Annotated in this window: 20 protein-coding genes; 12 read left to right on the top strand and 8 right to left on the bottom strand. The window is 51.2% G+C overall.

From position 1 onward, the window contains the following. The first annotated feature begins 906 nt into the window (after positions 1-906). Positions 907-3,183, top strand: coding sequence for an alpha-N-acetylglucosaminidase (locus tag B5F34_RS08495; protein ID WP_087337346.1), 2,277 nt, complete (start codon positions 907-909; stop codon positions 3,181-3,183). Between the two features lie 6 nt (positions 3,184-3,189). On the opposite strand, the gene B5F34_RS08490 is transcribed toward B5F34_RS08495, so the two are convergent. Together B5F34_RS08490 and B5F34_RS08485 are read right to left on the bottom strand one after the other, a co-directional pair. After that, positions 3,190-5,544, bottom strand: coding sequence for a glycoside hydrolase family 3 N-terminal domain-containing protein (locus tag B5F34_RS08490; RefSeq protein ID WP_087337343.1), 2,355 nt, complete (start codon positions 5,542-5,544; stop codon positions 3,190-3,192). A 135-nt stretch (positions 5,545-5,679) separates the two neighbouring features. Then, positions 5,680-7,065, bottom strand: a complete 1,386-nt coding sequence (locus B5F34_RS08485) for an alpha-L-fucosidase (RefSeq protein ID WP_087337342.1) — start codon at positions 7,063-7,065, stop codon at positions 5,680-5,682. 442 nt (positions 7,066-7,507) lie between these two features. Between B5F34_RS08485 and B5F34_RS08480 the strand changes: the two genes are divergently transcribed. Genes B5F34_RS08480 through B5F34_RS08465 form a run of 4 tightly spaced genes read left to right on the top strand, consistent with a single transcriptional unit; the run spans position 7,508 to position 9,392 of the window. Further along, a complete protein-coding gene (locus B5F34_RS08480; protein WP_087337546.1) occupies positions 7,508-7,843 on the top strand; it encodes a TM2 domain-containing protein in 336 nt (111 codons plus the stop codon). Between the two features lie 9 nt (positions 7,844-7,852). After that, entirely contained in the window at positions 7,853-8,251 is a 399-nt protein-coding gene (locus B5F34_RS08475; RefSeq protein WP_087337339.1) for a DUF2752 domain-containing protein, read from the top strand. Then, complete coding sequence (locus B5F34_RS08470; RefSeq protein ID WP_087337337.1) at positions 8,248-8,682, top strand: DUF4870 domain-containing protein; 435 nt, start codon at positions 8,248-8,250, stop codon at positions 8,680-8,682. The genes B5F34_RS08475 and B5F34_RS08470 overlap by 4 nt, the downstream gene beginning before the upstream one ends. Next, the gene (locus tag B5F34_RS08465; protein WP_087337334.1) at positions 8,655-9,392 is read left to right on the top strand and encodes a M48 family metallopeptidase; all 738 of its coding nucleotides are present in this window, start codon (positions 8,655-8,657) and stop codon (positions 9,390-9,392) included. Before B5F34_RS08470 ends, B5F34_RS08465 begins: the two co-directional genes overlap by 28 nt. A 20-nt stretch (positions 9,393-9,412) precedes the next feature. Here B5F34_RS08465 and B5F34_RS08460 read toward each other — a convergent pair whose 3' ends face one another. Next, on the bottom strand, positions 9,413-10,798 hold the full coding sequence (locus tag B5F34_RS08460; RefSeq protein ID WP_087337330.1) for an MATE family efflux transporter: 1,386 nt from the start codon (positions 10,796-10,798) through the stop codon (positions 9,413-9,415). Continuing rightward, complete coding sequence (gene nadB / locus B5F34_RS08455; RefSeq protein ID WP_087337328.1) at positions 10,767-12,356, bottom strand: L-aspartate oxidase; 1,590 nt, start codon at positions 12,354-12,356, stop codon at positions 10,767-10,769. Before nadB ends, B5F34_RS08460 begins: the two co-directional genes overlap by 32 nt. A 318-nt stretch (positions 12,357-12,674) precedes the next feature. Here nadB and B5F34_RS08450 point away from each other — a divergent pair, with 318 nt between their 5' ends. From B5F34_RS08450 to B5F34_RS08430, 5 genes are all read left to right on the top strand, one after another. After that, the gene (locus B5F34_RS08450; RefSeq protein WP_087337325.1) at positions 12,675-12,938 is read left to right on the top strand and encodes a hypothetical protein; all 264 of its coding nucleotides are present in this window, start codon (positions 12,675-12,677) and stop codon (positions 12,936-12,938) included. Positions 12,939-13,095: 157 nt separating this feature from the next. Then, the gene (locus B5F34_RS08445) at positions 13,096-14,304 is read left to right on the top strand and encodes a DUF4221 family protein (protein WP_087337321.1); all 1,209 of its coding nucleotides are present in this window, start codon (positions 13,096-13,098) and stop codon (positions 14,302-14,304) included. Positions 14,305-14,319: 15 nt separating this feature from the next. Further along, positions 14,320-14,772 carry a hypothetical protein gene (locus tag B5F34_RS08440; RefSeq protein WP_087337318.1) on the top strand — a complete coding sequence of 151 codons (453 nt, stop codon included), beginning with the start codon at positions 14,320-14,322 and terminating at the stop codon, positions 14,770-14,772. A 322-nt stretch (positions 14,773-15,094) separates the two neighbouring features. Next, positions 15,095-16,306, top strand: coding sequence for a site-specific integrase (locus B5F34_RS08435; protein WP_065739606.1), 1,212 nt, complete (start codon positions 15,095-15,097; stop codon positions 16,304-16,306). Positions 16,307-16,317: 11 nt separating this feature from the next. Then, positions 16,318-16,689, top strand: coding sequence for a hypothetical protein (locus tag B5F34_RS08430; protein ID WP_087337315.1), 372 nt, complete (start codon positions 16,318-16,320; stop codon positions 16,687-16,689). Between the two features lie 955 nt (positions 16,690-17,644). On the opposite strand, the gene B5F34_RS08415 is transcribed toward B5F34_RS08430, so the two are convergent. Genes B5F34_RS08415 through B5F34_RS08405 form a run of 3 tightly spaced genes read right to left on the bottom strand, consistent with a single transcriptional unit; the run spans position 17,645 to position 18,811 of the window. Beyond that, a complete protein-coding gene (locus tag B5F34_RS08415) occupies positions 17,645-18,139 on the bottom strand; it encodes a 5-nitroimidazole reductase NimB (protein WP_063854490.1) in 495 nt (164 codons plus the stop codon). Between the two features lie 12 nt (positions 18,140-18,151). Beyond that, entirely contained in the window at positions 18,152-18,472 is a 321-nt protein-coding gene (locus B5F34_RS08410; protein ID WP_087337312.1) for a multidrug efflux SMR transporter, read from the bottom strand. 12 nt (positions 18,473-18,484) lie between these two features. Then, positions 18,485-18,811, bottom strand: a complete 327-nt coding sequence (locus B5F34_RS08405) for a multidrug efflux SMR transporter (RefSeq protein ID WP_087337309.1) — start codon at positions 18,809-18,811, stop codon at positions 18,485-18,487. A gap of 493 nt (positions 18,812-19,304) precedes the next feature. On the opposite strand from B5F34_RS08405, the gene B5F34_RS08400 reads away from it, so the two are divergent. After that, positions 19,305-19,718 carry a PH domain-containing protein gene (locus tag B5F34_RS08400; RefSeq protein ID WP_087337306.1) on the top strand — a complete coding sequence of 138 codons (414 nt, stop codon included), beginning with the start codon at positions 19,305-19,307 and terminating at the stop codon, positions 19,716-19,718. Positions 19,719-20,953: 1,235 nt separating this feature from the next. Here the strand turns inward: B5F34_RS08400 and B5F34_RS08390 are convergent. Continuing rightward, positions 20,954-22,885: an alpha-L-fucosidase gene (locus B5F34_RS08390; RefSeq protein ID WP_087337300.1), complete on the bottom strand. Its 1,932-nt coding sequence runs from the start codon at positions 22,883-22,885 to the stop codon at positions 20,954-20,956. 424 nt (positions 22,886-23,309) lie between these two features. Between B5F34_RS08390 and B5F34_RS08385 the strand changes: the two genes are divergently transcribed. After that, positions 23,310-23,749 (top strand): tetratricopeptide repeat protein (locus B5F34_RS08385; protein ID WP_239448889.1); only part of this gene is annotated, 440 nt, incomplete at its 3' end.

The raw sequence follows: 23,749 nt of genomic DNA, 5'->3' as shown, positions 1-23,749 counted from the left end.
ACTTGTTGTCCGAACCGGATATAAGGGGTGGAACTTACTCCATATAGGGTGGAAAGACACGGCATATATATGACAGAGACAAAGCGAACCGCTGCCATAAACGAACAGACGGTATGTGACAGGAAACGAACTTTGCAAACCGGGGCGCTAACTGTGACTTTGGGCAAGCTAACTGTGACTTTGAGCGGGCTAACTATGACTTTGGGCAAGCTGACTGTGACTTTGAGCAAGCTGACTATGACATTGGTTCGAAGAAAGATACCGGGTGGGTTATCTTTCTGTCAAGAGGTGCAGGAATAAAACGGAAGATGCTTGCTTTCACAGCAATTTGTTTGTTCCCAGATGCTTACCATGCGAAGCGTGTGAAAGCAAATTGACTATTTCAACCGGTTTCCTACCCTACAAAGAAAAGATACTTCAACCCGGCTTCACGCCTTCACGCACGAATAACCCGTTGTGGTTCAGCCGGTTGTTGTGAAAGATACATCCTTCACGCATCTTTCACGGCATTCACAACCGAATGAGCAGAGGTGAAAGCAGGTGTGAGAGCCTTGCTTTCACAACAATTCGCTCATTTTCAAATAGCTATAAGAAGGTGAATGCGTGATACTGCTTATATATAAGAAGCCGGGAGCGAAGGGCTTTGAAGCCTGCTTCTTATATAGATGGAGCGCGTGTAAGATAGCTCTTGCAAGGAGAAGGAAAGCCGGGGTACGGATGCCGTGAAAGTATTTTCTTTTGTGGCATCTTGCTTGTTGTCAGATAGGTGAAGCATTGGGCAGGCAGGAAGGAGGGCACGGCGCTATTTGTTGGAAAGCCTTGCGTTTTATTGGCAGGAGTGTTTGGGTAATTCTTTCAAATATCTTACCTTTGTCCAAACAAAATCAACACACCACTTTTTTTATTATGCAGACAAGACTGATAGGTTTATGGGTCGTATGGCTGGCACTCTGGTTGACCGGCTGTAGTGAGAAAGATCCGCGCATCGAAGCGGCTTATGATTTGATAGAACGTGTGACACCCGGTTACGGAAAACAATTTCGGCTGGAGCTGATAGGGCAGGTGGACGGAGAAGATGCCTACGAGATTGATGCAGGCGACGGAAAGATAGTGTTGCGGGGAAACAATACCATCGCGCTCGCTACGGCTTTCAACCAGTATCTGAAATATACTTGCCACGCGCACGTGTCGTGGTTTGGCGACCAGCTGCACCTGCCGGAGCGATTGCCTTTGCCCGAAAAGCCGGTGAAGAATACAATCAACGGGAAATACCGGGTATATATGAACTATTGCACCCTGAGCTATTCGGCTGCCTGGTGGGACTGGAAGCGGTGGGAGCGTGAGTTGGACTATATGGCCATGAATTCCATCAACATGCCATTGTCGGTGGTGGGGCTGGAGGCTGTGTGGTACAATACGTTGCTGAAACATGGGTTTACCGACGAAGAAGCCCGCCGTTTCCTGGCCGGACCCGCCCATTTTGCCTGGCAATGGATGCAGAACCTGCAGAGCTATGGCGGACCGCTGCCCAAGTCGTGGATAGAGAAACATGCCGAATTGGGAAGGCAGATTATGGAACGCGAACTGGAGTTAGGGATGCAGCCGCTTCAGCAAGGCTTTTCGGGCTACGTGCCCCGCGAACTGAAGGATAAATATCCGGAAGCCAAAATCAGGCTACAGCCTTCGTGGTGCGGGTTTACGGGCGCGGCGCAACTGGACCCTACCGATTCGCTCTTTCAGGTGTTGGGGCGCGATTTCTTGGAGGAAGAGAAACGTCTCTTCGGTGCCTATGGCGTCTATGCAGCCGATCCTTTTCACGAAAGTGCGCCTCCGGTCGATACGCCCGAATACCTCGGTGCGGTGGGGCATGCTATTCACAAGTTGTTTAAGGATTTTGACCCGCAAGCTCTTTGGGCCATGCAGGGATGGAGCCTCCGTGAATCTATTGTCAAAGCGGTACCTAAGGAAGACCTTCTTATTCTGGATATAAACGGTGCCATCAGCCGGCGCGACAGTGCGGCCTGGGGGTATCCGCTGGTGGCGGGTAGCCTGCACAATTTCGGAGGGCGCGTCAATCTGCACGGCGACTTGAGGATGATTGCCGGCAATCCGTATGAGAGGGCCAAAGCCAAGAATTCTCATGTGTGTGGTTCGGGGCTGTTCATGGAGGCCATCGGACAGAATCCTGTTTATTATGATTTGTTGTTTGAAATGCCTTTGCACCACGATTCGGTCGATATAGCCGCTTGGCTGGGACAATATGCGCAGAGACGTTACGGTGCTGCATCTGAAGCAGCCGTGGAGGCTTGGAAGTGCTTGCTGGAAGGACCGTACCGTCCCGGAACCGACGGCACGGAACGCAGTTCCATCATTGCAGCCCGTCCGGCTGTGAACGTGAAGAAGTCGGGTCCGAATGCCGGTCTGGGCATTCCTTATGACCCGCGGCTGCTGATAGAGGCCGAAGGTCTGCTGTTGAAAGATTCCGCACGATTGAAGGACTCGAAGCCTTACCGTTTTGACATTGTCGATGTGCAGCGCCAGCTGATGTCCAATCTCGGACAGGCTATCCACCGCCGGGTTGCCGAAGCGTTTGTGCAAAAAGATAAAGAAGCTTTTGCCTTGCACAGCCGCCGTTTCCTGGAAATGCTGGATGATGTAGGCACCCTGTTGCGTACGCGGACGGAGTTTAATTTTGACTGCTGGCTGTCGCAGGCCCGCTCGTGGGGGGAAACGGAAGAAGAAAAAGCCTTGCTGGAGAAAGATGCTGCCGCACTTGTGACAATCTGGGGAGGTGATGGCGATCCGCTCATCTTTGACTATTCCTGGCGGGAATGGACCGGCCTGATAAAAGACTATTACCGTCCGCGTTGGGAGAAGTTTTATGCCATGCTGCAGGAGCACCTGGATAAAGGCCTGCCTTATGTAGAAGAAGGCTTGCCGCAGACACACGGCAGGGAAGCTTTCCGTGCCAATGACTTTTATGACAGGCTGGCCGACTGGGAGCTTCAGTTTGTAGCTGCTCCCCATAACATTCGGGTTCCCCTTGTTGCCGGTGATGAATTGGAAACCGCCGCCCGCATGTACCGCAAGTATGCCATGCTTGCCCGCGAATATTATGGAGAGACTACCAAAGCCGACACCATCCGCGAAGGAAATATCTTTGAGAATCTGGGGAAGAGATAACGCTTTTTATTCTTCTGTCACTTCAAAGCTGCCCTTCAGCGGCAGGTTGTCCGACGAACTGCCTATCCGGACATGGAACACACCGGGTTCTACGCGGAAACGCATCTGCCGGTCGTGGATGGCCAGGTCATTGTATGTCAGCCGGAAGGTGACTTCCCGGCTTTCGCCCGGTTGCAGTTCCAGTCGCTTGAATCCTTTCAGGCGGAGGGGAGGCGTAGCTACGGAACTTATTTCATCGTTGATGTAAAGCTGGACGATTTCCGTTCCGGCACGTTTGCCCGTATTGGTTACGGTGCATTTCACGGTTTGCAACACATCTTGGTTTGTCCCGTCGCCCGGCATACACTTCAGGTCGCTGTAAGCAAAGGTGGTGTAGCTCAGTCCGTAGCCGAAAGCGTAGAGTGGTGTGCCGGGACTGTCCATATAATCCCGTTGCCTGCCTTGCGAATAATATACAGGCAACTGCCCTACATGCCGGGGGATAGACATGGGCAGTCGTCCGCCGGGATTATATTCGCCCATCAGTACGTCTACTATGCCATGACCTCCCTGCTCTCCCGGATACCAGGCCATCAGCAGGGCGTCACCGGCTTCTGATGCCAGGTTCATTTCCAGCGGTCGTCCGGCTATGTAGACGATGATGAGCGGTTTGCCGGTAGCTTTCAGTGCGCGTATGAGTTTCTCCTGGTCGCCCAGTAACTTTAGGGTAGAGCGGTCAAATCCTTCTCCGCATTCCATGTCAGAGAGCAACTCTTCCTCTTCTGCAGATACGGTAGCTGCCCCCGTTTCCAGGTAATGAGTCTTGAAATCGCGGGCACTGGAACCGCCCACGGCGACCAGGGTCACATCGGCACGCAGGGCAGCTTCTACGGCAGCCTGAATATCGGTGCGGGTCGTGTCGCGTATGGCACAGCCTTTGACATATTCCACGGTTGTATGTGGCAGGCGGGCGCGCAGCGCGTCCACCAAGGTTACTACCTTGCTGCGTTCCTGCGGGGCTGTATAGTCTCCTAAATAGTTGTATATCATGTCTGCATTAGGTCCCGTTACGGCTATTCGTTTCAGGTTCCTGCTCAAGGGCAGGACGCCGTTGTTTTTTAGCAGGACGATGCTCTGGCGGGCCACTTCACGTGCCAGTTTCCGGTGTTCTTCCGAGTGGACTGTCTTTCTGGCGCGGTCCGGGTCGACATACGGGTTTTCAAACAGTCCCATACGGAATTTCAGCCGGAGTATGCGTGCCACGGCGCGGTCCACGTATGCTTCGCTTATCCGTCCCTGCTTCACTGCTTCTGCCAGGCGGCTGTAAGAGTTGGCACCTAAGTCCATATCGGTTCCGGCCTGCAAAGCCTGTATGGCTGCATCGGTTTTGTCTTTGGCTACGGTGCCTGTCATGCCATCGATGCTTCCCAAATCAGAGTAGACAAAGCCTTCGAATCCCCACTGTTTACGCAGAAGGGTGTCCAGCAGGTAATCGTTGGCTGTGCAGGGAATGCCGTCGATGGAGTTGTAGGAAGTCATGACGGTAGCCGCTTTTCCTACTTCTACAGCCCGTTGGAAGGCAGGCAAGTATTCATCGAGCAGGGCGCGCATGCCTACGTCGGCAGGATTTCCGTTGTGTCCTCCGCGCGGTATGCCGTAGGCAGCCAGGTGTTTCAGGGTGGCATAGACATGCCGTCCGTCTTTCGGGTCATGTCCCTGCAGGCCTTCTACGAAGGCAGTACCTAAGACACCGGTCAGATAAGGGTCTTCGCCAAATGTCTCTTCCACGCGCGACCATCTGGGTTCACGGGCGATGTCCAGCACCGGTCCGTAGCCGATATGTGCGCCTTGTACCCGTGCCTCCAGGCCGATAGCTTCGCCCATGCGGTGGATAAGGTCTTCGTTCCAGGTAGATGCCTGTCCCAATGAAGTGGGGAAGGTAGTAGTACCGATGGCCATGTGTCCGTGCGGGCATTCTTCGGCAAAGAGGATGGGTATGCCCAGTCGGGTATGTTCTACGGCGTAGCGTTGCAGGGCATTCAGTGCATGGGCTGCCAGTTCGGGGTTCAGTCCTGTTTCCAAGGTTTTCTGTGTCCAGGGGTCGGCACGCAGGGTGGCCCAGTAGGAACCTATGGGGGCTTTGTCCATCTGTTGTCGGAAGGCTTCGGAGCAGGTTACTTCCTGCGCTCCGGTTTTCTCATACATGGGCCAGCCTAACGGGCAACACAGTTGTCCTATCTTTTCATCCAGCGTCATCCGTTCCAACAAATCATTCACCCGGTCTTCTATGGGCGCACCGGGTTGTCTGTAGAGTGGTTCCTGGCTTTGTACCTTGGGTATGCAAAGGCAGACAAGAGCCCATAGGAATGTTCGGATAGTCATGGTTCTTTCTTTTGAATAGAATGATAAAAGTCATTAAGAAGTAGTTTCTGCCCAATATGGAGCCGAGCCAAGCACCTGTTGTCTGCTTGGCTCGACCGTCCTTCCGTATCTGCTTTGTTTTTTGTGCTTCTTTTTCTATTTTTTCTCAAAGCAGAAAGCCAGCGATTCGTTGGGCAATCCTTTAGGCAGGGTTACGGTTACCCTGTCGTTGTCGCAACGGTATTTTACCCGTTTGCCATTGGAGAGAAGTATCATCTTGCCCCGGGGTACGTTGCCAGTCCAGGAGATGGTTTCCGGAAGCTCTTCCCCTTCCTGGATGGTGTAGATGGCATATAATTTTTTCCCGTCTTTGTTGGCAGTGAACCAGATGTTGCCGTCGTTATAGAGCGGAGTGGTCCGGGTGTTGTAGATGGCTTCTCCGTTCTTTTCCAGCCATTGTCCCACCTTGTGCAGGCGTTCTACCACGGCCGGTTCGATAACGCCGTCCGGTGTAGGTCCTACGCCCAGCAAGTAACATCCTCCTTTGGCTACGATTTCGGCCAGCGTGGCGATGACCTTTTCTGCAGGTTTATACGGAGCATTGGGTGTCCACCCCCAGTCGTTGCTCAGGGTGATGCAGCTTTCCCACGGGTAGTTCAGTTGTGTTTCGGGGATGCCTCGTTCGGGAGTCTGGTAGTTTTCATTTTTCCCGCGGATGCTCCGGTCTACGGCAATCAGTCCGGGATGTTGCCTGCGTGCTTTCGCCAATATGTCGTCCAGTCCTACTTCGTCGCCGGTTATCCAGCCTCCGTCCAGCCACAGGATGTCGAAACTGCCATAATGGGTCATCAGTTCGTTCAGCTGGTTTTGTGTAAACTGCACATAGTTTTGCCACCAGTCCGGATGACGTTCACGTTTGTAGTTCTGCATGCGGTTGGGAGTAGCGAAATACGGATTCCAGAACCATTCGCAATGCCAGTCGGGTTTGGAGAAATAGCACCCCGTCATGAATCCTTTCTGCCGGAAAGCATCGAACACATGTCGTGCGACGTCTTTGCGCGGATTGTTCTTAAAAGGTCCGTTGGCAATGGAAAAGTCGGTGTATTGGGAGTCGAACATGCAGAAGCCGTCGTGGTGTTTGGTGGTGAAGATGACGTATTTCATACCGGCATCCTTCATGACATCGGCCCATTGTTCGGGATTGAAGTTGACGGGATTGAATTGGTCCTTCAGGCCGAAATACCACTTCTTGTATTCGTCGTAGGACATGTTGCCCTTGCGGGAAATCCAGTCTACGTCTTCCGAGCAGATAGACCATGATTCCACTATGCCGGGCACGGAATACAGTCCCCAATGGAGCAGGACGCCGAATTTCTGGTCTTGCCATTGGTCCAGTTTGTTTAACACTTCTGAGTCTGTAGGCCATACGTAGCCGGATGCTTCAGATTGTTGATGTACAAAGCCTTGTACTTGTTGTGCCTGGAGGGCAAGAGTCATGCCGAGGGCTGCCAGGCAAGTCAGTAATTGCTTTTTGTGTCTCATGTTGTTTGTTGGTATAAAGGTTTTTAAAATAAAAGTATCAGTCTGTGTTTCTGCCAAAGGCAGAATTTCTTTATCGCAAAGGTAATATTTTGGGGCGAGTTCTCAAAATGGAGAAACAATTTAAAGCCTGTTTCTTAATTTTCCGTTGAAAGATTTTGTCCGTCACCCGGAGAAGGATGCCTGTATCTTGCTGACTGTCAGCAGGCTGCTTCTAATATATAACGAGCTCGCTGCTTATCGCCCGGAAGTCTGCTGCTTGTCGCTTGGAAGCAGGCTCTTAGTTTACCTCATCCGGAAAATGCTTTCCTTTTGCCGGATATGGTTGTGGTTTGGCAGCGAACTGTTTGGAGAATGGAAAGTGAAAAAAACGGAAGATTTATGGCATATTCTCATTAAGATTCGCTACCTTTGTCCCTATCATAACTTAAAATCTTCAAGAATTATGGATTCACAGAAAGTAGATGCCTTCATCATGGCAAACGGCAAGTATTTTCATGACTATCAAATTAGTGCCGTGCGCGAATTTCTTCTGGCTGCCGACGACAGTAAGTGGCCGATGATTCAAGCGTTGCAATTCAAAGACCCCACTATCACGCTCATCATCTCCATCATCGGCGGTTCGCTGGGCATCGACCGTTTCTTCTTGGGCGACATGGGGCTGGGTGTCATCAAACTCATCACCTGCGGAGGCGCCGGTATCTGGACCATTGTCGACTGGTTCCTCGTGATGGGCGTGGCACGCGACCGCAACATGCAGAAGCTCCAGACGATGCTGTAAGGAATCTACATGACGCGGAGTGCGTTTTACCGGCTGGTCATCGTGCTCATGCTGTTGGGCTATGCCTGGCTGGCATGGGCATACAGGCATTCCGATGGCGACAGTTTGTGCCTGTTCTGCCAGTTCACGGGTTTGCCGTGTCCGGCGTGCGGGTCTACACGGGCGTTGTTAGCCCTTTGGCAAGGCAACGTAGGGCAGGCTTTGACGCTTAATCCACTGGGCCTTGTGTTGGCGTTGATGCTGGTGGGGGTGCCGGTGTGGTGGGTGGCAGATGTCTTGTGCCGCCGCGACACGCTCTACCGCTGTTTTCTTCAGATAGATGCTCTGCTGCACCGCAGGGCGGTATTCCTGACTTTTGTTTTCGTCATTGTCGCCAACTGGATTTGGAACATTAGCAAAGCTTTATGAAAGATTATTACCTGCCGCAGGAACATGAGCGCGAGGCGGCCGCGCACAGCTACCTGATGTCGCTGCTGGTGGTCATGGTGGGGCTTCCGTTTCCCATCGTCAACCTGGCGGCTACGTTTATCTTCTACTTGGCCAACCGCCGGAAGACGTATTTCGTGCGCTGGCACTGCACGCAGGCGCTGGTGTCGCAAGTGCCGCTCTTTGTGGTCAACTGCGTGCTGTTCTGGTGGAGCGTGCGCATCCTGCTCGACGTGGTGCCGCTCTCTTCGTTCTATTTTGCTTATCTCTTTACGGTGATTTTGTTTAACCTGGTGGATTTCATCGCCACGTTCCACACCATGGTGGCCGTCAACAAAGGCCGTCAGGTGGACTGGTATGTCTATGCCCCCTTAACCGATTTGTTATGCCGACCGAACTCCGAAAAGTCCTGACGCAGGCAGCCGTATCCGTCGTTACCTTCACGGTGGTACTTTTTGCCTTTTCCCGGGTTGACTGGCTGAATGCTTTCGGGCTGAAAGAGACCGTGGTAGAAGACAAACTGGGTGAATGGTGGTGGGAGCTTTATTCATCCGACGTCCAATTCGTGGACGATTCCACACGCTTGGCTTCCGTAGATACGCTGTTCACCACCCTGTGCCGTGCCAACGACATCGACCGCTCTTTCGCCTCCCTCCATTTGGTAGAAGACGAAGAGGTCAATGCCTTTGCCTGCCCCGGCAACCACTTGGTGGTACACACCGCCCTGCTGGATTCGTGCCGCAGCGAAGCCGAACTGGCGGGTGTGCTTGCCCACGAGCTTGCCCACCTGACACAAGGGCATGTCATGCAGAAGCTGGTGAAAGAACTTGGGCTTTCCGCGCTCATCACCATGACGTCGGGCAGCAGCGGTACAGAAGCCGTGGGCGAAGTGGCCCGCGTGCTCTCTTCCACCGCCTATGACCGTACCTTGGAGAGCGAAGCCGATGCACTCGCCGTGCGCTATCTTCTTGCCGCCCGTATCGACCCCAACGGGCTGGCCGATTTCCTGCTCCGTCTTTCTGCCGAAGAAGACCTTCCCGCCCTGACCGAATGGATTAGCACGCATCCCGGTTCGGTGGAACGGGCACGGCGCATCCGGCAGTTAAGCGAAGCGGATAAGTAAGCGAGTGGATTTTAAAAGAATCAAGCCACTTTCTTCAGTATCTTCGGGAACTGCCAGGCAAAGAGCAGCGTGCAGCAGATGGCGGCTGTGGCGTCGGAGATGCCTTCGGCGGCAAACACGCCCATTACCCCCATGCCGTGTGGCAACAGCAACGCCAGCGGAATGAGCAGGAAAACCTTGCGCAGCAGTGCGATGAACACAGAGATCCGGGCCTGGCCCAAGGCGACGAACATATTCTGGCAGGCACGCTGCAAGCCGAAGATGGTCATGCCTGCCAGGAATACGGGCATGGTCTGGCGCACCGTTTCCAACAATTTCGGGTCGGTCGTGAAGGCGGAGGCTACGACCGTGGGGAAGAGAATCATCAACAGCATCAGCACTAAGTTGAACGAGAACATCACCGTCACTGCCACGCGGAAGCATTGGCGGACACGCGCCGTATCGCCATGTCCGTAGTTGTAGCTGGCTATCGGCACGAAGCCCTGTGCGAATCCCGTGAGCGGTACCGAGGCAAACTGCATGGCGCTTTGCAAGATGGCAAGGGCACTGACGTAGATGTCGCCGAAGCGTTGCAGGCTGCCGTTGAGCACGAAACCCACCATGCTCTCCGTGCTTGCCATGATGAAAGGCGATACGCCCAGCGCGAGTACGGATAAGATGACCCGCCGGTCGGCTTTCAGGTATTTCCTTTCCAGCCTCAGCGAGGCTTTCTTCGAGCAGAGGAAGCCCACTACCCACAACGCACTGCATGCCTGTGAGATGACCGTGGCGATGGCCGCACCGCGCACCCCCATGTCCAGTCCGAAGATAAAGACGGGGTCGAGCACGATGTTGAGCACGGCACCTATCAGCACCGAATACATGCCGATGGCAGGCCGTCCCTGCGCATTGATAAAGGTATTTAGTCCTACCGACACTTCCACGAAGAGCGTGCCCAGCAGATAGACCGACAGATAATCCACGGCGTAGGGTAGTGTCTGGTGCGAGGCGCCGGTCATCAGCAGGATGGGTTCCATGAATGTATAAGCAATGGCGGAAGTCAGCACGGTGAATCCCACCAGCATCACAAGTCCGTTGCCCAAGATACGCCCCGCCCGTCCGCGGTCGCCGTGCCCCAGCGCCATGGCGGCCAGCGGTGCCCCTCCTCCGCTCACAATGGCCGAGAAGGCCGAGATGAGCACGATGACCGACGTGGTGACGCCCACGCCGGCCAGGGCGTCGGTGCCGATGCCGGAGATATGGCCGATATAGATGCGGTCTACAATGGCATACAGCAGGTTGACAAACTGTGCCACAACGGCAGGCAGCGCCATGCGGAACACCAACGGCAGCATTCGTTCCGTGCCCAGCCGCTCTTCGTAGGCACGGCTGTCGTTATTGCCGGGACTGAGCGGGCGTTGCGGCATGCGGATAGTCGATGGTATAGTGCAGGCCGCGGCTTTCCTTGCGTTCCATGGCCTGTTTGGTGATGAGGTATCCCACGTTGATCATGTTGCGCAGTTCGCACAGTTCGCGAGTGGCCTTGCAGCTCTTGAAGAGGCGTTCCGTCTCCTCGTAGAGGATGTCCAGGCGGTTCCAGGCGCGGGTCAGGCGGACGTTGCTGCGCACGATGCCCACATACGATTCCATAATCTGGTTCACCTCCTTCATGCTCTGCGTGATGAGGATGCGCTCTTCGTTGCTGATGGTGCCCTCGTCGTTCCATTCGGGGATGTCGGTGTTGAAGTCGTAGCGGTCCAGCACGCTCAGGGCATGTTTGGCAGCCGCATCGGCGTAAACCACCGCTTCGATGAGCGAATTGCTTGCCAGACGGTTGCCTCCGTGCAGGCCTGTGCACGAACATTCTCCGATGGCATACAGCCGGCGGATGCTGCTCTGTCCGTCCAGGTCCACCTTGATGCCGCCGCACAGGTAGTGTGCCGCAGGCGCCACGGGGATGTAATCTTTGGTAATGTCGATGCCGATGGAGAGGCACTTCTGGTAGATGTTGGGGAAGTGGCGTTTCGTTTCCTCCGGGTCTTTGTGCGTCACGTCCAGGTAAACGTGGTCCTCGCCGCGCTGCTTCATTTCGTTGTCGATGGCGCGTGCCACGATGTCGCGCGGGGCAAGCGACAGGCGCGGGTCATACTTCTGCATGAACTCCTTGCCGTCCAGCGTGCGGAGCACGGCGCCATAGCCGCGCATGGCTTCGGTGATGAGGAACGAGGGGCGGTCGCCCGGATGATACAGGGCCGTGGGGTGAAACTGGATGAACTCCATGTCTTTCACCGCTCCCTTGGCACGGTAGACCATGGCAATGCCGTCGCCCGTAGCCACCAGCGGGTTGGTGGTGTGCAGATATACGGCTTCGCAGCCACCGGTAGCCATGACAGTCACCTTGGAGAGGAAGGTGTCCACCTCGCCTGTTTCTTCATTGAGCACGTAAGCGCCATAGCATTTGATGCCCGGTGTGTAGCGCGTCACGATGATGCCCAAGTGGTGTTGCGTGATGATTTCCACCGCATAGTGGTTGGTAAATACTGTGATGTTGGGATGTTGTTTTACGGCTTCGATGAGGCTGGTCTGGATTTCCGCGCCTGTGTTGTCCTGATGGTGCAGGATGCGGAATTCCGAGTGTCCGCCTTCGCGGTGCAGGTCGAAGGTGCCGTCGGCCTTCTTGTCGAAGTTCACGCCCCACTGGATGAGTTCCCGGATTTGTGCCGGAGCGTTGCGCACTACTTTCTCCACGGCGGCGCGGTCGCTGATCCAGTCGCCCGCAATCATGGTGTCTTCGATATGCTTCTCGAAGTTGTCCACTGCCAGATTGGTCACCGACGCGATACCTCCCTGTGCGAAATACGTGTTGGCCTCTTCCATGCCGGCCTTGCAGATGAGGGCCACGCTTCCCTTGTGCGCCACTTTCAGCGCGAAACTCATCCCGGCTATGCCCGAGCCGACGACGAGGAAATCGAACTTTCTTACCATACGTTTTTGTATTTATGGTGCAAAGGTATGGATTCCGATGGAAAAACAGATGAAAATGTAGTGTAAGATTAAATAAAGCCTATGAAAGTTGTTCAGAAGATGTTCTATCCCCAATACCTCAGAGGCTTTCATGAGACAAGCTTCGTTAATCCTTCTCCAATTTAGAAGGGGATATCGCGGAGTGCGGATGAGAATACGGATGACTCTGCCGATGTTTTTAGATACTCCCGTGCTAATAAAATTAAAAAAACGTCATAAAGATTGTTTTGTTATTTTGTATAGTTATATTTGCCATGTCATTTTTAAAAAATAAATATCATGAAAAAGTTATTTCTGATTTCGGGCGTAAGTGCACTGATTTGTTTAGGTGTATACGCAGGGTCTAACGACCAGTCTGACACAACGGTTACCATAGCGCGTAGTTGCCTTGGGAATGTAGGAGAGAACACGAAGGTTTGCGTGAAAGACAAAGATGGCAATGGCAGTTCTTGCCAAGATATTAAAATAAATGCCCAGAAAGACTGCTATGCCACGTGGGTTCAAACCATCACTACTACAGTAGACACCTCAATTATTCCTTAAAAAACAACGGAGAAAAAAAGATGTATAGGCAAGGGAACAAGATTCATCATAGTCCAACTTTGCGTGAAGTGTTTGATTGCAAATGCCGAGTGGACATTGAATCCGGTTCACTTGCGAATGGAATTCTTATAAGAAAACATACTTATAAAAGAAGAAAATGAAACCTTTATTTAATATCAGACTGACATCGGCGACAGGGTTGCTGATGTCTTTTTCTTTATTGGTCGTTTCGTGCAGTGTCAAGGAAGTGCGCAATCCCCATGTCAATGATTATGAAGACCGTTGCACCTTGAAGCAGGTGGGCAAGAAGGTTTTTCCGCTGGACGAAAGCAGTACGGCTACCTTTAAATACGTGCAATATATAGAGAACGACACCTTGCCGATGTTCTCGTTTCTCAATACGTACCTGAACGCCATTTATTTGTATGACGCGCGTACTTGCGAATTGCTGGACACTCTTGTTTTCCAGAAAGAAGGAAATAACGGCGTGGGCATACTGCAAGGCTATCATTACATTAACAAAGACAGTATCCTTACCTACCAGTCCGGCAGTGGGCGCCTGGCGTTGGTCGACAGCGAAGGGCATGTGAAGCAGCGTTATGTCCTGATGGACATGGAGCAGCAGCAGACCGAGAACCTGGTTTTGCCCAATCCGGAAGTGTCCACGGACAATCCCATCCTATATGCCGACGGCATAGTGAGCATGGCAGGCGGCTATTATTCCGAGAGCAGCATCGAGACCACCGGCAGGGTCTATACCACCTTGCACTACAACCTAGCTACTGGAGAGATACGCTATGCCAACCGCTATCCGGAAATCTACCGGAAGTGGAGTTGGGGTGCCCATGGTTATTACCGCTCTATCAACACTGCTCTGGATAGCGAGGGCAACGTGTTGGTGGGGTTTGCTGCCGACCACAATCTGTGGCGATACAACCCGAAGACGGGGGTCAGCGATTCGTTGTATGCAGGCAGCCGGCTGGTGAAGAGCATCAAACCGTTCTCTACCGCTCCTAAAGAATATATGTACCAGGGGGCTCCGGCCGATGCTGTGGAAGATTGGTATGAGACCCAGCCCTCATACGATGCCGTTTTCTACGACCCCTATCGGCAATTGTATTATCGCTTTGTGCGCCTGCCGCGCGAGGATGCCCTGAAAAACTTCTTCAACAACAAGCCGGTGGTCCTCATTGTGCTCGACAAAGACCTGCAATACCTAGGCGAGGAACAGCTCCCGGAATCTAATGTGGGCTATGACACCTACAATGCGTTTGTCACTCCGGAAGGATTGTTTATCAAGTCGTTGCGGGTTACTTCGGAGGATGAGGTGACCTTCTGCCAATATCAGGTGGTTATTCAGGAATAGCATGGGACGTTTTGGATGGAGGACAAACAGTCCTTGCGGACCTGTTTGCTTGGGGGCATTTTGGCAACCCTGTTGGCTTGCAACTTTCCCACTTATGAAGAGCGTGTGAGTCAGATGCTTACTATAGAGTTTCCTATCGATACGTTGCGGCATTATCGGTATGTTGTGCTGATTCCGGGAGCAGGTTGTAATGGCTGTATTACTGAGGCTGAGAATTTTTTTGTTACCCATGCTTGTGATAGTTCGACTCTGTTTATCTTTACGCGGGTTTCTTCAGTAAAAAACTTGTGGATAAAAATGGGGCGCGAAAAATTTTCGTTGCCTAATGTTTATATAGATAAAAACAGCAAGTTTTATTTCCCGGAGTATGACAAGTGCATTTATCCGTGTCTGATTTATCTGAAAGAAGGCAGGCCGGAAAGATTTGCCAATTTAGATGAGCGGATGATAAGGGTGGATGATAAGTAATCAATCAGATTTAGTTTATATCAGACGCAGAGATACAAAGTATCGTAACTTTTTGTCGGAAAAGAATAGGATAAAGAGCAAAAATAAGCGAATTTGAGCATTCTCACTGACTGTCAGAGAGTTTGGCTTCGAGTGGCACAGAACGGCATAAGTTCGGGAAAACGGATTTAGGCAGATTGCAGCAGCAGATGCACTTCCAAACCATTACCCGATACCTGATGCCCATTTAACACTAACGGTCTCTATTTCTGCGTTCTGCGTAGGTTTACATTCTGCCTTTACAACTCCCGTAAACTAATTTTGCACCAAACAAAAAAGTAGGATTATGAGGAGCACTTTCAAGACAGTCTTCTATGTAAACGGAAGCAAGGAGAAGAACGGAATTGTCCCCATCATGGGACGGGTTACAATCAACGGAACTATCGCGCAGTTCAGTTGCAAACAAAGCATCTCCAAGGATTTGTGGGATGCCAAAGGCAACAGGGCGAAAGGCAAGAGTCGTGAGGCGGTGGCAGTAAACTACGCCCTTGACAACATCAAGGCGCAGATAACGAAGCACTACCAGCGGCTTTCCGACCGCGAGGCGTTTGTCACGGCAGAAATGGTGCGCAATGCCTACCAAGGTATCGGCACGGAGTATGAGACATTGTTGCGTGCCTTTGACAAGGAGAACGAGGCGTTTGCCAAACGGGTGGGCAAAGACCGCTCCAAGCGCACGTACCAAAAGTACCTGACCGTCCGCAAATACGTGGCAGAGTTCATAACAAGGCACTACAAGCGGACGGACATGGCGATGAACGAACTGACGGAGGATTTCATCCGTGACTACTGCCTGTACCTGCGAAACGAGGTCGGGCTGGCGCAATCATCCGTGTGGATATACTCCATACCGTTGAAACACATCGTCACCACGGCGCACTACAACGGCAAGATATCGAGAAACCCGTTTGCGATGTACCACGTCGACCCCGACCACAAGGAGCGTGGCTTTCTGACTGAGGATGAAATCCAAGCATTGGGCGCAATCAAGCTGGACAATCCCAATTTCGCATTGGCAAGGGATTTGTTCCTGTTCGGGTGTTGGACGGGCATCTCGTTCACGGACATTAGGAACCTGACCACCGACAACATCGTTGAGATGAACGGTACACCGTGGATTGTGTCGAAACGCCAGAAGACGGGCGTACCGTTCCAAATTAAGCTGATGGACATCCCCATGCAGATTATCAAGCGTTACGAGCCGTTCAGGAAAGACAAGCGGCTGTTCAACATCGGCTCGCTTGATACGGTGAACAAGCGCATCAAGGCTGTGGCGAAGAAATGCGGGATAGAAAAGCCGATTTCATTCCACCTGAGCCGCCACTCCTTCGCTGTCTTGGCTCTCAATTACGGTATGCCGATAGAAAGCGTAAGCAAGATTTTGGGGCATACCAATATCACCACAACGCAAATTTACGCGAAGGTGACGAACAAGAAACTTGAAAACGACATATCCGCTTTCGAGAGCAAGGTAAACGGACGTTTCACCATATAAACGCACAGAGTATGAAACGGACAACAATCACGATGGACGGGTACGGCAGGGTTGCCGTACCGTCCGATACCGCCAATGTTTGGATGAGTGAAATGGAGTTGGTAAAGCTATTCTATGTAATCGCCCCGACACTCCGTGCCGCCATCCGAGCCGTGTACAAGAGCGGAGTGTTGAATCCTTGTGAGGTTGAAAGGCGCATCAAGCTGCCCAACGGCTACTTTACGGACGTGTACGCCTTGCCAATGGTCGTGGCACTCGCTTTCCGTATCAATACTTCAAATGCGATAATGGTGCGTAATGCTTTATTGGAAAGGCTGTGCTTGCGAAAAGAAAGGCAAGTCCTATGGGTTGCATTGAGTAGCGGTCAAAGGTGTGGGTGTTAGGGTGATAATCGCCAATCTTACCGTCATATTTTGTTGAATTGTTGAATGTAGTAAACAATATGTTGATATATAATAAGATACACTTTCAACAAACACTCAATAGAAAGAAACGGCTATTGAAAAGAAAAGGCAAACTGCACACCGCAACGCCTTTCCTTTTTCTTTTCGCCTCCAAATGTTTTGTGAACGGGTCTGTTAAGCGGTTGTTGAGGGTATATGTTGCAGGACATCAATGTGTTATTTCCGCTCCTCAACAATTCAACACTATCGGACTTGCCTGCAAGTCTGCCGGATACGACACGATAATTGTATGAGAAGAATTTGTTATTTTGATGAATTGATGAAAGTGTATATAAACATAAAGAATTACAGTGACTTACATCCTCATCAAACCCTCAACAAAAGGATTGAGCTGATGAAAAGAGAATGGAAACACAATGCCATTCATCACTTTTCTTTTGGCGAGCGGTTTGATGAAAAGATGTTGAAAGTATATTTCTTTGGTTGTCAGTAAGCTATGTCGTCCATTCATCATTTCATCAGATTTTCGCCCCTCAACAAGTCCGCTGTGGGAACGGCAGCACAATCCATGCTCACGTGCGGACACGCAATCGTGTTGGTACAACAGCATGGAATGTCCTATAAGACTGGCGAAAAGAAAAAGGCATCCGACAGCCCCCGATACCGCCGCAGGCTTTTGGGAAACAAAAAGCCATAGCTCATTAGGGCGTTTTCTTCACGCACCGCTTCGCTCATGCTAAAAACACCCTAATGAGCCAACGGAGTTACACCCCTCTGGACACCCCATTTGATTCAGCCAGAAGCGGCAAGCTATCCTTGAACTTATCCAAAAGCTGGTAAGTTACTCAAAAGTCAGAACTCTGTTTTTCAATGGTAGCAAGTTTGTGTTTTGGGCAGACCAAAACCGCTTGCTGTCCTCCCGTTGGTCGCAATGTCAAGGACGGTCATTCCTATTTTTGGTCAGTTCTATGGCTTCCTTGCCTGTAATATGCTCAATTGCAATTTTCACTATTAACAAATGATTGAACCCTTTGGCTATTTCAGCCTCCATGCCAGCTTCGCCATACGAATACTTGTCTGCCAATAAACCCAAAGCAACACGTTTTTCGAGTTCATCCGTCAATATGTGGGCTTTGCCAAAGACTATCACACTTCGAAAGTAAGTGGTAAACTCAGACGGTCTGATGTCATCCTGTTCTACCACGCAGAATGATACCTTGTCATTCTGCAAAATGGCATCCACTTTATGACCTTTCATGGCACTATGGAAATATATTTTGCCATCAGCATATACATAACTGATGGGAACGGCATACGGGTAACCATCGTCCCCATGAAGAGCCAATGTTCCGTTCGTCATCCTTTCAAGGATGGCAACGCTTTCTTCTGTTGGCAATAATTGCCGCTTACGTCGCATTTCTCTAAACATATCAATCTGTTATTAAATCATTTTCAAACCAACAATAGACGCTATCAGTGTCACCATAAAGAAGATGCGGGCAAAAGAAGCCCGTTCATGGAAGCATGCAATGCCAAGCAATACCGTCCCGACCGCTCCGATGCCCGTCCATACCGGATAGGCTGTACCAATGGGCAAAGTCTGTACAGCGACAGCAAGCAACCACATGCTGGCAATGAGGCATCCGATAAAGCCCATAGCCCATAGGCGGTATTCTTCGCCCCGCTTTCCTTTCATCTTGCCAAGACAGAAAGCAAAAGCCGTCTCAAACAATCCGGCAACAATCAAAATCATCCAATCCATACCGGCAAGGTTTTAATGTGATACCATTTTCAAACCAATAATAGACGCTATCAGTGTGGTGATGAAGAACAAGCGGAGAAACGATGCTGGCTCATGGAAAAATAAAATACCAAGCAGCACTGTTCCCACTGCACCGATGCCTGTCCACACAGGGTAGGCTGTGCCAATGGGCAGAGTTTGCACAGCCTTGGCGAGTAGCGTCATGCTCAGTACAAGGCTGACAAGAAACCCAGTACCCCAAAGATACCATTCGGTGCCTGACACTTCTTTCATCTTCCCCAAACAAAAAGCAAAGCCGGATTCAAAGAATCCGGCAACAATCAGAATAATCCAGTTCATACGGCTTTCTTATTTCTTTGATAATATGTAAAATTTGTATGCAAAGATAAGGCTTTTCCAGCATATTCCATTTTACATTTGATAAAAAAGCCACATTTCTCTTCATTTATCAGATTTTTTGTACCTTTGTACCAAACAAGAGTTGTTTGACAGAAATATACCGCATATCACAGAATTAGCAACTGTTTCCAAGTCATTACCTCACTCTTTGAGAAAAGTTCATAAGTTGTTTATTTTTAATATATTCCTATTTACATATCGGATTTTTGTTGAAAATGATGAGAGGAGGACAGGGAGTCCGCGGTTTCGCCACACACGAAAGAGGGGAATAACTCTGTGACTCCGTGAGGATATGTCTTACAGAAAATAAAAACTCTGTGATTTTGTGTCTCCGTGTTTAGTATCATTTAATTTTGCACATTTACTTATAATGATATCAGCGTGGGGATAACTTCGTCTGAAAAGTGTATCTTTGTGCGCAAAACAGAATGTAATGAACCGGATTTTTCACGCCCGCATTGTGTTCGGGCAATACTTTATGCTGGCTATCGTAACTTTTCTGGCCGTTTACTTCTTATGGGACAAGCGGCCCCTGCTGGCTGTTTTCTGGATGCTGTGGTTGGTGTTCCTCATCGAGCGGCTTATCCATACCACTTATACGGTGACGGCCGGAGGTACGCTGCAAATCAGCCACGGGCGCTTTAGCCGTTTGCGCGAGCGTCCTCTGTCGGACATTGTATCCGTCGGGCAGGTTTCGTCCATGCGGGTGGCAGGTTATGCTGTGGTGCACTACGTGCTGGTGCGTTACAAAGACGGCAGACACGATGCGCTCATGCCTGCCGGTGAAGAGGAGTTTATCCGTGTGCTGCGGGATCGGCTCAAGTCCGGCCGGCAATTTTCTGAATAGTCAGGCTCATGGGGCGCAGATATTCCCTTCCTTCCCGTCTGTCTCCTTGCAGGGTTATGAGGTGTGTGCCCGGCTTCAGGCAGACGGTGGCAATGGTTTGCCGGGTCGTTTTCCCTACCTCTGCGCGGTAGTCGAAGGGACAAGCCTTGCCGTCGATGAGGAGCTGCATGCTTCCGTTTTCCTTGTCGGAAGCTCCTGTATATTCCAATATCATTTCAAAGCGGGCCGTTTTGTTATTCTTTACGCTCCAGGATATTTTCATATCCTCCGAGGTCCAGTTGCTCAGATAGTTGCGTGCCACTTTCCCATCTCCATGCTGCCACCCTTCTCCGCATAGTCGTGCATCGAATGCAAGTAGTATGTTGGGGAGGTATTCGTCCAGCAGTCTGGTATCGGTAGGAATGATGGTTCCTTTCTTGCGTACCACGATGACCGTATCTGCACATTTCATTTCCCCCTGCGGCAGTTGAAGCAGCCAGTCGGAGTCGTTGATACGTTTCGTTTTGATTTTTTCTCCGGAAGCAAGGAATGAGGCCTCTTTTATACTGGCATTCATGCCGCTTAAAAACAGTTTGCCGTCGGCAGGATATTGAAATACATGCAGGAACAGTGAATCTCCGCGCAGAGTGGTTTCTCCCCATGATTGGGCAGGCAGTCCCGATGGTCCCACCTCATGCACGCTGCAACCGTTCAGAGCCATCCATTGTGCCATTTGCCGCAGGATGTTCAGGTCGGGTTCGTCTATCGCCCCGTTGCCTTTGGGACCTACGTTCATCAGGATGTTACCTCCCCTGGCCGTAGCCGATGCCAGCAAGCGTATGAAGTGCGAAGCGGGCTTGTGCGAATGGTCATTTTCGTTGTATCCGTAAGATTCATTGGTGGTAGGTATGGATTCCCAGTCGCCCTTTTCCGGAAAGAAGAAAGCGGCACGGTCCCCCGTGCTGTTATAATCTCCGAACTGCTGTTTTTCATTTCTTGCAAGTCGTCCGTTCACAATGATGTCCGGATCGGTTTCCCGTATGAATTGCAGGATGCGCAGGTTTTCCGACAGCGGGAGTTTGTGAGGAGTATCGAACCAGAGAATGTCCGGGTGGTATCGGTGTATCAGTTCTGCCAGTTGGGGGATGGCTTTTTGGTCGACATACTTGCGTGCTCTTTCCACGAAATCCGGATTCTCACGCCACCATTCTGCCCCATACAGCAGTTTGTCTCCTCCGGGGTTTTCATATTCCCAGTCATTGCCCGGTGCGTCCGGATGCTCCCAATCGAAAGCATGTGAATAATAAAAGCCGAACCGGATGCCATATTTCCTGGCTGCCCGTGCCAATTCTGCCATGGGGTCTGTTTCCATTTTCGTCATACGGATATGCGTCGCTTGGAAACATGGCAAAACCGTCGTGGTGTTTGGCCGTGATGATGAAATAACGCATGCCGGCATCACGGGCCAGTTTCATCCACTGGTCTGCATCGAATGCTGTGGGGTTGAACGGCCTTATCAGCGAGTCCGTGTATTCCTGCAGAGGAATCCGCTGCTGCCTCATCAGATGTTCCGAATACCCTAAGGTATGTTTCCCCTTCCAGGTTCCTCCGGCTTGTGCATATACTCCCCAGTGCACGAAACATCCGAAACGGGCCTTTCTCCACCATGCCATGCGTTTGTCGTGGTTTTCCATGCTTTGCGGCCACCAGCTTTCGGTCTGTTTTCTGATGGCATAGTCTTCTTCTGCTGAAGCCGTGCCCGTTTCGAGTCCCTGTTCGTCGCCCGACGTAGTTTCGTGGTCCATGTTTACTTTCAGCACGTAGACAGGAAATCGTTGTGGGGCAGTGTCTTGTTCTATTTGCAATCCTCGGTCAGTCAGTTTCCAGCGGACGGGTTGTCGGGTGTCTATGCTTTCCACCGACACAATGTTGTCCGATGGGTAGAAAGAAGAAAGCAGGAAAGACGCTGCTTTGACGTGGCGTACGATGACATATACCGCGTGGCCTTTCTGCGTGTATCTGAAGTCGGGTATGATTTCCTGGGGGGTACCGTCGTACACGGCATCATGGAATTCCTTTTCATTTTTTTCTTCCTGTACGTGTCGGTCATAGTTTTCTCCGTAGGTGCGCCAGGGTCGTGTGCCGTAGATGGCCTCTCCGTAGAGGGCAAGCCATTGACCGAAAGCTTTCAGTCCGGGGCCGGCCAAAGCGGGGAATCTTCCTTTGCCGTCCGGTCCGACATTCAGCAGCAGGTTGCCGCCCTTGCTTACAATGTCTGTCAGATGGCGTATCATGACATCAGGTTTCTTGTAGACGGTGTCATAGCGGTTATAGCACCAGTTTCTACCCATGGTCAGGCAGGCTTCCCACGGTCGGTTATCTATCTGGCCGGTCAGTTTCTGTTCCACTATGCTATAGTCTCCCATTCCGTTTCCGATACGGCTGTTGATGAGGCATTGGGGTTGTAACGAATGTATTAGTTTCCTGATTTCCAGGCTTTGTTCACGGGTGACGAGTTCCGGCGTATCAAACCATAGAAAGTCTATGGGACCATAGTGTGTAAGCAGTTCTCGCAACTGTGGTTTTACTTTTCTTTCTATGTAAGCAGGAAGTTTTTTGGCATCTTCGTCCGGATAATCCCAAGTGTTGCTCCGTCCGGCTTTGACGGGCCAGTTAGTAGGCACGTCCGGATCTTCCCAGTCTCTGCCTAATGAATAGTAGAATCCGAATTTCAGTCCTTCCCGTCGGCATGCTTCTGCCAGTTCTTTCATGGGATCTTTGCCCCAGGGGGTACATGTCACGATATTGTAACTGCTGCTGGGGGAGTTGTACATGGCAAATCCGTCGTGGTGTTTAGCGGTAATGATTACGTAGCGCATGCCTGCCTTGCGGGCGGTTTCGGCCCACTGTCGGGCATCAAACTCCGTAGGGTTAAAGTTATCGGCTATCCGTGCATATTCTTTCAGCGGTATGCGTTCATACAGCATGAAGTGTTCGCCTCCCTGTGCGGGGTGTCCTTTCCAGTCGCCGGCAGTTTGGGAATAAAGTCCCCAATGGAGGAATAGTCCGAATTTAGCATTTCTGAACCACGACAAGCTCGTCGTGTCGGCTGGTTGTGCTTGTGCCGTAATCAGTGTGATGCATAGCAGCCATGTGTAAATCAGTCGTTGTGTAATAGTCGTTTTCATTTGTTTTATTTTTTGTTTAGAATTAGAAGTTGTCTGGTTTGTCGGTAGCCTGTCGATTAGCAGGGTTGACTGAGGGTGTGTCAAAATTCAAAATCACTATCATTAGCTTCGCTCAAAACCTTTTTTGACTATTTCATTAAGGTATAGTCTGTCATTGGTAGCGGGGCGAAGCGAAGTCGAAACATCTCACATGACGCATAGTGAGACCCCTCGACTAAGCTCGGGGTGACAGAATGATAGGGAATATCTATTTTGACACACCCTCTGGTGCAAATATATAGATCTTCCGGATAGGGAACAAATCTTTTCTGTTTTTTTGTAAGAGCGCCTGTTCAAATGAGCATGGATGTTGAGCATACGGGTAAGGGCTTGATTTTTATTGCACCCTCATAAAAAATTGAAGTTTTTTATGTAAGTTTGCAGCATGAAACACCTGTTCCTCCTTTGCCTGTCTGTGCTGCTCCTGGCTTCCTGTTCGTCCGGGCGTTATCCGTCGGCTTTGTATGTGGCTGACAGCCTGTCTGTGGTGTGTCCGGAGCGTGCCGTGGCGTTGCTGGATTCCCTGCGCCCGCAGATGGAGCAGGAGGGGGAACGTGTGCGGATGTATTACCAGCTGCTGTGCGTCAAGGCACGCGACAAGGCATATCTTCCCCACACCTCAGACAGCCTGGTGCTGGAGGTGCTTCGCTATTACGAGGATAAACAGGACCGCCTCCACCTGCCTGAAGCCTATTACTATGCCGGTCGTGTGGCAAGCGACTTGGGTGATGCGCCGCAGGCATTGGATTATTTCCAGCAGGCGTTGGATGCGATGCCCGAAGGGGAGATGACGGACTTGCGCAGTCGTACGATCTCGCAGATGGG

Origin of the sequence: Mediterranea sp. An20 (assembly GCF_002160055.1) — a bacterium.
GTDB classification, from domain to species: Bacteria; Bacteroidota; Bacteroidia; order Bacteroidales; family Bacteroidaceae; genus Bacteroides; species Bacteroides avicola.
Note: the sequence above shows the minus strand (reverse complement) of the source record. Positions and strands in the feature narration are given on the sequence as shown.

Coding starts and splice junctions, on each gene's coding strand:
- B5F34_RS08465 (WP_087337334.1), top strand. CDS start 8,655: ATGCCGACCGAACTCCGAAAAGTCCTGACGCAGGCAGCCGTATCCGTC.
- B5F34_RS08460 (WP_087337330.1), bottom strand. CDS start 10,798: ATGCCGCAACGCCCGCTCAGTCCCGGCAATAACGACAGCCGTGCCTAC.
- B5F34_RS08450 (WP_087337325.1), top strand. CDS start 12,675: ATGAAAAAGTTATTTCTGATTTCGGGCGTAAGTGCACTGATTTGTTTA.
- B5F34_RS08400 (WP_087337306.1), top strand. CDS start 19,305: ATGAACCGGATTTTTCACGCCCGCATTGTGTTCGGGCAATACTTTATG.
- B5F34_RS08475 (WP_087337339.1), top strand. CDS start 7,853: ATGACGCGGAGTGCGTTTTACCGGCTGGTCATCGTGCTCATGCTGTTG.
- B5F34_RS08430 (WP_087337315.1), top strand. CDS start 16,318: ATGAAACGGACAACAATCACGATGGACGGGTACGGCAGGGTTGCCGTA.
- B5F34_RS08445 (WP_087337321.1), top strand. CDS start 13,096: ATGAAACCTTTATTTAATATCAGACTGACATCGGCGACAGGGTTGCTG.
- B5F34_RS08490 (WP_087337343.1), bottom strand. CDS start 5,544: ATGACTATCCGAACATTCCTATGGGCTCTTGTCTGCCTTTGCATACCC.
- B5F34_RS08495 (WP_087337346.1), top strand. CDS start 907: ATGCAGACAAGACTGATAGGTTTATGGGTCGTATGGCTGGCACTCTGG.
- B5F34_RS08440 (WP_087337318.1), top strand. CDS start 14,320: ATGGAGGACAAACAGTCCTTGCGGACCTGTTTGCTTGGGGGCATTTTG.
- B5F34_RS08410 (WP_087337312.1), bottom strand. CDS start 18,472: ATGGATTGGATGATTTTGATTGTTGCCGGATTGTTTGAGACGGCTTTT.
- B5F34_RS08470 (WP_087337337.1), top strand. CDS start 8,248: ATGAAAGATTATTACCTGCCGCAGGAACATGAGCGCGAGGCGGCCGCG.
- B5F34_RS08480 (WP_087337546.1), top strand. CDS start 7,508: ATGGATTCACAGAAAGTAGATGCCTTCATCATGGCAAACGGCAAGTAT.
- B5F34_RS08485 (WP_087337342.1), bottom strand. CDS start 7,065: ATGAGACACAAAAAGCAATTACTGACTTGCCTGGCAGCCCTCGGCATG.
- B5F34_RS08405 (WP_087337309.1), bottom strand. CDS start 18,811: ATGAACTGGATTATTCTGATTGTTGCCGGATTCTTTGAATCCGGCTTT.
- B5F34_RS08390 (WP_087337300.1), bottom strand. CDS start 22,885: ATGAAAACGACTATTACACAACGACTGATTTACACATGGCTGCTATGC.
- nadB (WP_087337328.1), bottom strand. CDS start 12,356: ATGGTAAGAAAGTTCGATTTCCTCGTCGTCGGCTCGGGCATAGCCGGG.
- B5F34_RS08415 (WP_063854490.1), bottom strand. CDS start 18,139: ATGTTTAGAGAAATGCGACGTAAGCGGCAATTATTGCCAACAGAAGAA.